7 protein-coding genes are annotated in these 12,515 nt (G+C 26.0%); 6 read left to right on the top strand and 1 reads right to left on the bottom strand.

Annotated features, from left to right (window positions below; all coding sequences use genetic code 11):
- Window positions 1–58 precede the first annotated feature (58 nt).
- The 3 genes from ACAN_RS02135 (at window position 59) to ACAN_RS02125 (ending at window position 5,288) form a co-directional block, all read left to right on the top strand.
- Window positions 59–2,311 (top strand): methyl-accepting chemotaxis protein, encoded by a 2,253-nt coding sequence (locus ACAN_RS02135; RefSeq protein WP_099333790.1) that lies wholly within the window; start codon window positions 59–61, stop codon window positions 2,309–2,311.
- 88 nt (window positions 2,312–2,399) lie between these two features.
- Window positions 2,400–2,960, top strand: coding sequence for a thiamine phosphate synthase (locus ACAN_RS02130; protein ID WP_099333789.1), 561 nt, complete (start codon window positions 2,400–2,402; stop codon window positions 2,958–2,960).
- A 69-nt stretch (window positions 2,961–3,029) separates the two neighbouring features.
- The gene (locus tag ACAN_RS02125) at window positions 3,030–5,288 is read left to right on the top strand and encodes a methyl-accepting chemotaxis protein (protein WP_099333788.1); all 2,259 of its coding nucleotides are present in this window, start codon (window positions 3,030–3,032) and stop codon (window positions 5,286–5,288) included.
- A 7-nt stretch (window positions 5,289–5,295) separates the two neighbouring features.
- Here ACAN_RS02125 and ACAN_RS02120 read toward each other — a convergent pair whose 3' ends face one another.
- Window positions 5,296–8,058: a RecB-like helicase gene (locus ACAN_RS02120; RefSeq protein ID WP_228269679.1), complete on the bottom strand. Its 2,763-nt coding sequence runs from the start codon at window positions 8,056–8,058 to the stop codon at window positions 5,296–5,298.
- 96 nt (window positions 8,059–8,154) lie between these two features.
- On the opposite strand from ACAN_RS02120, the gene ACAN_RS02115 reads away from it, so the two are divergent.
- The 3 genes from ACAN_RS02115 to thrC all read left to right on the top strand — a co-directional run bounded on the left by ACAN_RS02115 (window position 8,155) and on the right by thrC (window position 12,453).
- Window positions 8,155–9,978, top strand: a complete 1,824-nt coding sequence (locus ACAN_RS02115; protein WP_129587494.1) for a GGDEF domain-containing protein — start codon at window positions 8,155–8,157, stop codon at window positions 9,976–9,978.
- Between the two features lie 81 nt (window positions 9,979–10,059).
- Window positions 10,060–10,962, top strand: a complete 903-nt coding sequence (gene argB / locus ACAN_RS02110) for an acetylglutamate kinase (protein WP_079578265.1) — start codon at window positions 10,060–10,062, stop codon at window positions 10,960–10,962.
- Between the two features lie 9 nt (window positions 10,963–10,971).
- A complete protein-coding gene (thrC, locus tag ACAN_RS02105) occupies window positions 10,972–12,453 on the top strand; it encodes a threonine synthase (RefSeq protein WP_099333785.1) in 1,482 nt (493 codons plus the stop codon).
- Window positions 12,454–12,515: the final 62 nt, after the last annotated feature.

Here is a 12,515-nt window from a genome sequence, read left to right as displayed (position 1 = left end):
ATTAAGCTATCAATAATTTTAAGGTAAACTTCTCTTTACTTTTTTAGGAGAATATGCCATGTTAAAAAAATTAAATAACCTAAATATTGTTTCAAAAACAACTATACTTTTAGCTCTTGTTTTATCAATATTACTTATAAGTTTAAATGTATTTAGTGCAGCTTACACTAAAAATATCATTTCAGATAAAGTTAATGCTCAACTAAAAGAAAGGCTTCATCAAATAACAGAAACACTACTTGTGTATGATGATTTATTAAAAAATACAGCTGATAGCTTATATTCTGCTTTTGATTCCCAGTTCTCAAATATTCAAATTGATCCATCAAAAACTGTAAAAGTAAATGGAGTAGATACTCCACTTATCACAAACAATGGCATAACATTAAACAATAATTTTGATTATGTTGATTACTATACAAAACTTAAAGGCTCAACAGCAACTGTATTTGCAAAAATGGGTAATGATTTTGTTAGGGTTACAACTTCACTAAAAAGACCTGATGGAAGCAGAACACTTGGTACATTTCTAGGTGAAAAATCACCTGCATATGATATTATTATGAGTGGTAAAAAATATTTTGGTACAGCTCATCTTTTTGGAAATGATTATATGGCTGTGTATAATCCTATTATTAAAAATGGAGAAGTTATTGGTATATTATATGTTGGGTATAACTATACTAAAAGTTTTACTGATTTTAAAAAAAGACTTAAAAAAACAAAGATTGGTGAAAATGGATATCTTTATATTGTAAGTACAAAAAAGAAAACTAAAGGTAAATTTATATTGCATCCTACTAAAGAGGGTAAAAATATTTTAGAAGCTAATAGTGATGAAAATATAAAAAACATGTTTAAGCATAATGAGGGAATGCTTGAATATGATTGGACAAATCCTAAAACAAATGAAATACAAAGAAAAATAACAATTTTTAAAGATTATGAAGATAGAGGCTGGAAAGTAGTAATTGGTACAACAAAAGATGATTTTTTACAAGAGAGTAAAGAGTTTACAATTATTTTAGCTATTTTAAGTATTTTATCTATTATTGTTGTTGCAGGTGTAATTTTATATGTAATAAAAAAATTAGTAGTTACTCCTCTTCATAACTTACAAACAGGATTAATTGACTTTTTTGATTTTTTAAATGGTACAAAAAAAGATACAAAAGAGATTTTGGTTAAATCAAGTGATGAAATAGGTGTGATGTCTAAAGTTATAAATGAAAATGTAGCAAAAATAGAAGAGAATATAAAAGTTGATAATGAACTAATTGAGAATACTGTAGAAGTTACAAACTTCGTAAGCAAAGGGTATTTGGATAAAAAGATAAGTAAATCTTCAAATAATAAAATGCTAAATGAGTTAAAAGATGTTGTAAATAGTATGCTTGATAATATAAATCATCACATATCAAATGTACAAAATTTACTAAATGCTTATACTGATTATGATTATACAAAAAGCTTAGATACTAAAGCTGTGGAAGCTGATATTAAAAAGCTTTATGAAAATAGTAATATATTAGGTCAATCTGCAACAAATATGCTTAAACAAAATCTTAAAAATGGAGAAGATTTACAAAATAGTGCAAAAGAATTAAATGATATTATTTCTAGTTTAAGTAATAGTTCAAATGAACAAGCAGCAAGTCTAGAAGAGACAGCTGCAAGTTTAGAAGAGTTAACATCAACTATGAAAAACTCTCAACAATCAATGCAAAAGATGAAAGCTAATTCACAAACTTTATCAAATGAAGTTGCAACAGGTGAAAAACATGCTTCAAATACTGCTTTATCAATGGATGAAATAAACGAACAAACACAATCAATAGCAGAAGCAATAACAATCATAGATCAAATAGCATTTCAAACAAATATCTTAAGTTTAAATGCAGCAGTAGAGGCTGCAACTGCTGGTGAAGCTGGTAAAGGGTTTGCAGTTGTTGCACAAGAGGTTAGAAACCTTGCAAATAGAAGTGCAGAAGCAGCAAGTCAAATTAAGCATATTGTAGAAAATGCAGCTATTAAAGCAAGTGAGGGTAAAGAGATAACTAAGCAAATGATTAATGGATATGAAAAATTAAGAGAAAATATTCAAGAAACTACACAAATTATCTCTCAAGTAACAAATACTTCAAATGAGCAATTAAATGGTCTTGAACAAATCAATCATGCAGTAAATGACTTAGATAAGATTACACAAACAAATGCAACTGTTGCAAGAAAAGCAACTACAATCTCTGATGATACAAATAAAATCTCACAAATTATTGTTCAAGAAGCTAAAAAAGCAAAATTAAAATAGGCTAAAAAAGAGTAAAGTAGAATCTATTTTACTCTTTACAATACTTAAATACTAAATATAGTAAAATTAAAGAAAACAAGAGAAAAAATTGAAGCACTATTTAATAACTGATCCTAAATATTATTCAAATAATCCAATACTATTTAGAAAAAATCTAACTATATCTTTTAAAAACCATAAAGTTGATATGGCTTGCTTTAGAGACAAAGAGTCTTCAAATATTGAAGAGTTAGCGAAAGTTTTTGTAAAAGTTTGCAAAGAGTTTAATGTAGAGACAATACTTATTAATAAGGATATTGATTTAGCAAAAAAACTTAACGCAACAGGTGTTCATTTAACTTCACAACAGTTTTGTGATATAAAAAAAGCTAAAGATAATGATTTATTTACAATTATTTCATGTCATAGTTACAATGATATTGAAAAAGCCCAAAAACTACATGCTAATTGTGTAACATACTCTCCAATTTTTGAAGTTGAAAATAAGGGAGAAGCAAAAGGTGTTCATAAACTAAAAGAGGCAGTAAAAATATTTGAAGATATTGATATAATTGCATTAGGTGGAATAACTGACAAAAAACATATAGAAAAAATAACAAATGCAAAGCCCTATGCTTTTGCTTCAATTAGATATTTTTTAAATAAATAATCAAAAGGTTACTAAAAGTTTACTTGAAAATGCTATAACTTCATAAAATTATATTTAGAGGATAATTTTATGATTAAAGCCTTAAAGAACTTAAATCTAGGGACAAAAACAACTGTTTTCTTAGCTTCTGCATTATCTATTTTATTAATTGGAATGAACATATTTACTGCTTCATATACTCACGATATTATTACTAATAAAGTAAATAATCAATTAGAACAAAGACTTGATGAAATACATACAACAATTACAATTTATGATGATTTGATTAAAGATACTGCAAGTGATTTGCACAAAGCCTTTAAATCACAATTTAATGATTTTGAAATTGATGAAAATAGACAAATAGATGTAAATAATGTTATTACAAATGCATTAATATCAAATAATATTATATTAAATAATAATAAAGATTTTGTTGATAACTATACAAAACTTCAAGGTTCAATTGGTTCAATATTTATAAAAAAAGGTGATGAATTTATAAGTATTTCCACATCAATGAAAAAGCCTGATGGAACTAGACCACTTGGGTCAACTATAAAAAAAGGTTCTCCTGCATACAACTCATTACTTAAAAAAGAGAACTACTTTGGTGCAGTTCATCTTTTCAATCAAGAGTATATGTCTGTATATAGTCCAATCATTAAAAATAATAAAATTATTGGTGCTTTATATATTGGATATAACTATACTAGAAGTTTTAACACATTAAAAAATAATCTAAAATCTAAAGTTATTGGAAAAACTGGTCATCTTTTTATTATAAGTACAAATAAAAAGACAAAGGGTTCATATATTATTAATAAAAATGATTATGAAAAAAATATATTAAATGACCCTGATGCTAAAAAATATATAGATAAACTATTTTCTTCAAAAAAAGGTAGTTTGACATATACAAGAGTTGATAAAAATAGTGGAGAAAAATATCAAAGAACATTAATATTTAAAGATTATGATAGCAGAGATTGGAAGATAGTATTAAGAGCCACAAAAAGAGAGTTTTTCCAAGAAAGCACAGAGTTTATTACCACTCTTGTTATAATTAGTCTTTTTTCAATAGTTCTAATAACTGCTTTAATTTTATATGTTATAAAAAAACTTATTAAAAATCCAATACATAAATTTCAAACAGGGCTTATCGAGTTTTTTAAATTTTTAAATAATGAAAAAGAGAATACTCATACTATAAATATAGATACAAATGATGAAATAGGATCAATGGCAAAACTTGTAAATGAAAATATTAAACAGATTGAAAAAAATATCAATAAAGATAAAATGCTTATATCAAATACTGTTGAAGTTGCAAGTGAAGTTAATAAAGGTTTCTTAGATAAAAGAATAGATGCTAATTCAAGTAATCCTATGCTAAATGAGTTAAGAGATGTGGTTAATAAAATGCTTGATAGTACAACAAATCATATAAACAGTGTACAAAGACTTTTAAATGCATACAGTAATTATGATTATACTAAGTCATTAAAAATCAACAATGTTCAAGCAGATATAAAAAAACTTTTTGAAAATAGTAACTTTTTAGGAACATCAATAAATGAACTTTTAAAACAAAATTTAAATGATGGATTTACTTTAAAACACTCATCAGAAGAGCTAAAAGAGCTTACTTCAAAATTAAATATTAGTTCAAACGAACAAGCAGCTAGCTTAGAAGAAACAGCTGCTAGTTTAGAAGAACTTACATCAACTATGCAAAGTAGTCAATTAGCTATGAAAACTATGAATGAAACATCAAATAAACTAATTCATCAAGTAGAAATAGGAAAAAAATCTGCAAACAATACAGCTATTTCAATGGATAATATAAATGAACAAACAAACTCAATTGCTCAAGCTATTACAATAATAGATCAAATAGCTTTCCAAACAAATATTTTAAGCTTAAATGCAGCAGTAGAAGCAGCAACAGCAGGAGAAGCTGGAAAAGGTTTTGCAGTAGTAGCACAAGAGGTTAGAAATCTTGCAAATAGAAGTGCTGATGCAGCAAATGAAATAAAACAAATAGTTGAAAGTGCTACAATTAAAGCAAATGAAGGAAAGCAAATTGCAAATGAGATGATTGAGGGATATACACTTTTAGAAGAGAGTATCATAAAATCAAAAGAGTTATTTGAAGAAGTAGCAAATAATTCTAAAGAGCAGTTACATGGTATTGAACAAATAAATGATGCTGTTAATTCACTTGATCAAATAACTCAATCAAATGCACATATTGCAAATAAAGCTGATGACATATCATCAAATACAAATAAAATAGCAAACAAAATTGTAAAAGAAGCCCAAAAAGCAAAAATTAAAGAGTAAGAAAATCTTACTCTTTAATATTTTTTATGACAAACTCATTTGGCTTTAAATACAATAAATAGCCCTCAACCTCATCACTTTTTACAATATCTTTTATAGCTTCAACATATGTATTAACTTGAGTTTTATGCTCCAAAAGCTCTTCTTTTGTAGTTTTATAATCTAAAATATAATATCTATTATCTTTTTGCAAAAGTAAATCTATTATTTTAATCTCACCATTATAAATTATTGATTGCTCACTTGTAAAATTTGCATCTTTTATAAGGTTTTGAAACTTTTCATTTTCAATCATAAGAGAAATTCTATTTTCAATTTTTATAAACTCTTCTTTACTTAAATAGTTTGAGTATTTAAACAGTGCTAATGATATTGCTTTTTTTAAACTCTGTTTTGTAAAATCACCTAACATCTCCAAACAATAATGAGTTGCCAAACCAAAATACCTATTATATAAAGAGTTAGAATAGTCAGCTTCTTCATCCTCTTTTTTTATTATATTATCTTGAGTTCCTAAAACTAATGGAGTATATTCTACTTTTTTGACTTTTTCATAATTTTTTGATTTTTTAGTACTTAAAAAAACATCTCCAATTGTTAAAGGCTTAATACTTAAAATATCAAAAACTGAACTCTTTTGTTTTTTAAATATTATAAGATTTTGTTTTGCTCTTGTTAGTGCAACATATAAAATATTTAATTCATCATCAAAAGATAAAGCTTTCTCTTTTTCTAATGCTTTTTTATAAGAGTTATTATAATACTCTAAATTCTTAATCTTATAATATATATTTTTTAAAAATACATCTTCATACTCAAAAAGAAGAGAACTTCTATCTGCATTTTTTTTCTTAATTCTATCAAGTAAAAATACTGTTTGAAACTCTAAACCTTTTGATTTAAAAATAGTAAGTATTTGAAGCCCTGTTTGTTCGCTATTTAAAATAGAAGCTTCTAACTTGTCAATTTCATATACAAAATCAACTACTGTTTCATAAGCTGCTACTTCTTCTAATAGTTTAATAACATTGTCATCCATTATTTTTAAAGTTGTTGCTATGGTTTTAATAACTTCTTGTAAGTTGTTTTTATATAAATCAACTTTTATATTCAAATCATTAAGTGGGGCTTTTCCAATTAGTGCATTTACATTCTCTTTATAAATATCTTCTTTAAAATAGAAATATTTAATCATATTAATAACAGCTTTTACATTCTCTTGATTTATCAATTTTGAAGTCATTTCTGTTGATATTTTTAAACTTGGGAATTTTTCACTTAAATATGAATACAATGCTAATACATCAGAGTTTGTATAAGTTAAAATTGCTATATCATTACTATTTACACCTTTTTGCATTAAAGAAGCAATTTTAGAAGCGATATTTTTAAATTTCTCTTCATCTTCATCTAAAGCTTCATCTTCAAAAACTTCTACATATCCATCTTTATTTATTGATAATTGATCATAATATTCATAGTTTGATAAAGGTTTAAAAAGTGAATTTACATAATTTACAATATTTTCACATGATCTAAAGTTTGTATTTAAAACTTCTACTTCAATTAAAGGATTTGTTTTTGCAACATAATCAAATAACTCTCTTTTTCCACCTCTGAATCTATAGATTGATTGTTTTGTATCTCCCACATAAAAAAAAGATTTAAGCTTTTCATTGCTACCTGATAATATCTCATCGATTAATGGTTTTAAAATCTTATACTGCAACAAAGAAGTATCTTGAAACTCATCAATTAAAATATGTGAAAACTTTGAGTCTAATCTAAAATATAAAAACTCTTTATCTATTTTTGTTGATAAAAGTTCATAAACTATATTTGAAATATCATTAAACTCTAAATAGTTTTTTGCTTTATTAAATGAAAACTTAAACTCTTTAAACTCATGGAAAAGTTCAAAAAGTTTACTAAGTGAATATGCAGAACGAAGCTTGTAATAGTTTATTAACTCTTGTTTTAATGCACTAAAATGTGCTTCTAAAACATCTGTAGTAAACTTTTTAAAGTAGTTATAATCCTTTGCACTCTCTTTTAAAAACCAATTCTTTGTAAGAAGTTCATCAAAAGTTTCATAATCTACTGCTTTTTTAGCAGCATTTGAGGCTATATCACAATTTAGTACAAACTCTTTTATTTTCATAGCATGAACCATGGCTTGTTTTTTTTGTAAAGGAATCAACTTTGCATCAATAGAAACCACCTCAATATCTTCATTTTTTTCTAAAAGAAGCTTAAAAAGATCAAATAAAGAGTTAAATTTTTTATTCTCATACCAAGAAAACTCTATTAATTTATCAAAACTATTAAGCTCTAAAGATTGTAAAAATTTATAACTTAATGTTTCTATATCATCTTGTTTTATATCAAAATCATCACTAATTCCTATATATCCACAAAACTCTCTTAATATTTTATTTACAAATTTATCAATTGTAAAAATAGATAAAGTTGCATTTACAAACTTCTTAACTAAAAGATGTTTCTTACCTAAGATTTCTTCTTTTGAAAGATTTGATTGAACTGCAATAGCATTTAAATAAGCTTCATCATCACCTAATGTTTGCAAGGTTTTATAGATTCTTTCGCTCATCTCATTTGCAGCTTTATTTGTAAATGTTAAAGTTAAAATTTCACTTGGATTTGCACCATTTAATAAAAGTGTTATATATCTTACTGTTAATGCAAAAGTTTTTCCACTTCCTGCACTTGCTTTTAATGCTAAATATTGTTTCATAAATTTATAGTACAAAAGAATTCTTAAATTTTCCCCTATATTAATATTAATATTTACTTATTTTATTGTTTTAATGTTATTATTAAGGTTATTATTTTTTTGGGAGTGAATATGCAGACAAAAAATAAGATTATCTTCCTTGTAATTTTTATAACATTCTCTATGTTTGTTTTATTAATTGCAAACTTAATCTACAACTTTAGAGATTATGGAGTAAAAAATATTGATGCAAAAGCCCAAGCTTTAGCAAAAACAATAGAACACTCCTTAACTTCACAAATGGTAACGGGTGTAATTGAAAATAGAGAACTATTTTTAAGCCAATTGGAAGATTTACCAAATATTGATAAAATTTGGTTAAGTAGAGGAAAAGATGTTGTTGATATGTTTGGTATTGGCTTTAACAATGAAATAGCAAGAGATGCAGTAGATAATGAAGTATTGCAAACAGGTCAAACAAAAAGAGTTATTACAGAAAATATCTTTTCAAAAAGTCATTATAGAATTACTATTCCTTATATTGCTACAAGTCAAGGTAAAATTGACTGTATGAAGTGTCATACAAATGCAAAAGAAGGTGATACCTTAGGTGCTATTACTATTACTATGTCTATTGATGACTCAAAAGAAGTAGGTATTACCACAGTTACTCATACAGCAGTAATTGCATTGATTTTAATGCTAATCATTGTCTTTTTAATTAATTTCTTAATCTCACCATTTTTAAGTCTATTTGATGAGATAAAAAAAGTTATGAATAAAGCTCAAAGTGGTGATTATTCATATAGAGTTGAAAATGCACAAGGTAAAGAGGCAAAAGATGTTGCTTCTTGGATTAATGGCTTATTAGAAAAATTAGAAATCACTCTTGATGCAATAGATTCTAAAATATCTATTTTCTTATCTGATAATTTAAGTGAAGAAAAAGATCATTTAATCAATGTAAAAAACACTGTTGATAGATTATCTGATGTTTATAGATTTAGAAAAACAATCGAATATGATGAATCACTTGAAGAGATCTATTTAAGATTAGCTCATGTATTAAAAGATAAATTAAATATCAAAAATTTTAATTTCTTTGAATCTGATACAGTAAATAATAAAATTGAAGTAGTTTATACACAAAAACAGATGTATTGTAATATTGTTGAAACTGGTTGTAGAGCAGATAGAACAAATACTATTATAGACTCTACACAATTTAAAAATGTTTGTTCATCTTGTGATAAATGTGATGATGTAAACTATTTTTGTATTCCATATTCAATCTCAAATGAGCTTGATTTAATTGTTTCAATCTATACAGACTCTGTAAAAGAGACACAAAGAATAAGAGAAATAATACCATATATCCAAGATTATATTGATTCTGCTAAAACTGTAATTGTAAGTAAAAAACTTATGAATATCCTTGAATTAAATGCAAGAACAGATCCATTAACAGGATTATTTAATAGAAAATATCTAGAAGATTCTATTAGTAAAATTACTGCACAAGCAACAAGAGCTGATATTAAATTTGGTGTTTTAATGGTAGATATTGATCACTTTAAATTAGTAAATGATACATATGGACATGATATAGGTGATAATGCAATTAAAATTGTTGCTGAAACACTTGAAGAAAATACAAGAGAGTCTGATATTGTAATAAGATTTGGAGGGGAAGAGTTTATAGTATTATTATACAATTGTGATGAAAAATCAGTAGAATCACTAGCTTTAAAAATCAAAGAAGCATTTGCCCTTAAAAAAATTCCAGCTGGTACTACTACAATTTCTAAAACTATGAGTGTTGGAACATCACTATATCCAAAAGATAGCTCTAATATAAGAGATTGTATTAAGTATGCAGATTTAGCTTTATATGAGGCAAAAGAGACAGGAAGAAACAAAGTCGTTGCCTTTAAACCTGAATTATTAAAGCAGTAGAAAAAACAGATCTACTGCTTCTTTTTTCGTTAAGTATATTTTAGTTATAATATTTTTTTTCAAATCATCTTAGGAAATATTATGCAAAAAAAACATCAAAAAGTTCAAGTCTTACTAGATGCAATTCCTCATATAAAAAAGTTTTATGGAAAAACAATTGTAATTAAATATGGAGGTTCAGCTCAAACTTCACCTGATTTACAAGAAAAATTTGCAGAAGATATCGTATTATTAAAATTAGTTGGTATGAATCCTGTAATAGTACATGGTGGTGGGGCAAGAATTTCAGAACTTCTTGAGAAATTAAATATAAAATCTGAATTTATTGATGGACATAGAGTTACTAGTGAAGAAACAATGAGAGTTGTAGAGATGGTATTAAGTGGAGATATAAATAAAAATATCACTTCACTTTTAAATTATCATGGTGCAAAAGCTATTGGTATTTCAGGTAAAGACTCTTCAATAATAAAAGCAAAACCAAAAGATAATGGCAAATTTGGTTATACAGGTGTTGTAACAGAAGTTAATGGACAACTTATAAATAATCTTGTAAAAGAGGGATTTATTCCTGTAATTGCCCCAATAGCTGATAGTGCAACTCCTAGTCATCCTGGCTTTAATATCAATGCAGATGTTGCAGCAAGCAAAGTTGCAAGTGCAATTAATGCTCAAAAAGTACTATTTTTAACAGATATCAAAGGTGTATTGGATAAAGAGGGAAATCTTTTAAATTCACTTGATAAAAATGATGTTGAAAAATATAAAAAAGATGGCACAATTGCAGGTGGAATGATTCCAAAAGTTGACTCTTGCATAGATGCTATTTACAATGGTGTTAACAAAGCACATATTATTGATGGAAGAGTTGAACACTCAATTTTATTAGAACTATTTACAAGTGATGGAATTGGTACACAATTTCTTAGAAAAAATGGAACTAATAATGGAATTGACATAGAAAAATTATTAAATGAAATTTAGAGGGAAAAAATGAACTTTATTGAAACAAGAGGAAATGATAAAATAAAACCATGTGAGGTTTCTTTTAGCGAAGCTATATTAAGCCCAAGTGCATCTTTTGGTGGATTATATGTACCAAAAGAGCTTCCAAAACTTGAAGATGATTTTTTACAAAAGCACTTAGATTGTGATTATAAAAAATTAGCATTTGATATTTTAAAAGCATTTGAAATAGATATTACAGATGAAGATATAAATGAAGCATTGGCTTTATATGATAATTTTGATGATAGCTTAAATCCTTGTCCTGTAGTAAAAGTAAAAGATGATTTATTTGTTCATGAACAATACCATGGACCAACAAGAGCATTTAAAGATATGGCTTTACAACCTTTTGGTTCTATTTTATCTTCAATTGCAAAGCAAAAAAATGAAAAATATCTTATTTTAGCAGCAACAAGTGGAGATACAGGTCCAGCTGCACTTAATACATTTAAAAATAAAGAAAATATAAAAATAGCTTGTTTATACCCAAATGGTGGAACTTCTGATGTACAAAAACTTCAAATGGTTTGCGAAGATGGAGATAATCAAAAAGTAATTGGAATAGAAGGTAACTTTGATGATGCACAAACTGCACTAAAAAATCTTTTATCTTCTGAATCTTTTAAAAAAGAGTTAGAAAATGATGGAATAAAACTAAGTGCAGCAAACTCTGTAAACTTTGGAAGAATTATATTTCAAATTATTTATCATTTTCATTCATATTTAGAGCTATTAAGACAAGAAGAGATAACTTATGGTGAAAAAATCTATTTAGTAGTACCAAGTGGAAACTTTGGTAATGTACTAGGTGGTTTTTATGCTAAAAAGATGGGTGTTCCTATTGAAAAACTTCTAGTTGCATCAAATGAAAATAACATATTAACAGAGTGGATTAACACAGGAGTTTATGATATTTCAAATAAAAAATTAATTCTTACAAAATCTCCTGCTATGGATATACTTAAATCTTCAAATATTGAAAGAGTAATATATCACTTATTTGAAGCAAAAAGAACAAAAGAACTATTTGATAGTCTAAATGAAAATAAGAAGTTTGAATTAACAAAAGAAGAACTTGATTTACTTCAAAATGAGTTTTCTGCAATAAATTCAGATGATAATTATGGAAAAGAAATAATAAAAAAATTCATTGATAAAAATTATCTTATGGATCCACATACAGCAACTTGTTTAAAAGCATATGAAAACCTAAGAGAGAAAAATCTTAAAACTGTTATTTATTCAACAGCTGAATGGACAAAATTTTCACCAACAGTTTTAAATGCTTTAAAAGAAGATAATAAAACTTATGCTGATAAAGATGCTTTAGAGGAAATATCTTCTAAATATAATGCAAACTTACCACAAAGCATTAAAAAATTATTTTCTTCAAAAATTATTCATGACTCAATTATAGATAAAGAAGATATCGAAAAAGAAATAGTAAAGTTTATTAGAGAAGCATAAGCTCTCTAATAACTAAATCTTATAATTTTTGTGTGTAATTTTCTCACAATACCTACATAAAT

It is taken from the genome of Malaciobacter canalis (assembly GCF_008000835.1).
GTDB classification, from domain to species: domain Bacteria; phylum Campylobacterota; class Campylobacteria; order Campylobacterales; family Arcobacteraceae; genus Malaciobacter; species Malaciobacter canalis.
This window is presented reverse-complemented; position numbering and strand designations above follow the sequence as displayed.

Bases quoted from the DNA above. Each gene is read 5' to 3' on its own strand.
- ACAN_RS02135 (WP_099333790.1), top strand. From the start codon at position 59: ATGTTAAAAAAATTAAATAACCTAAATATTGTTTCAAAAACAACTATA.
- ACAN_RS02125 (WP_099333788.1), top strand. From the start codon at position 3,030: ATGATTAAAGCCTTAAAGAACTTAAATCTAGGGACAAAAACAACTGTT.
- ACAN_RS02115 (WP_129587494.1), top strand. From the start codon at position 8,155: ATGCAGACAAAAAATAAGATTATCTTCCTTGTAATTTTTATAACATTC.
- argB (WP_079578265.1), top strand. From the start codon at position 10,060: ATGCAAAAAAAACATCAAAAAGTTCAAGTCTTACTAGATGCAATTCCT.
- thrC (WP_099333785.1), top strand. From the start codon at position 10,972: ATGAACTTTATTGAAACAAGAGGAAATGATAAAATAAAACCATGTGAG.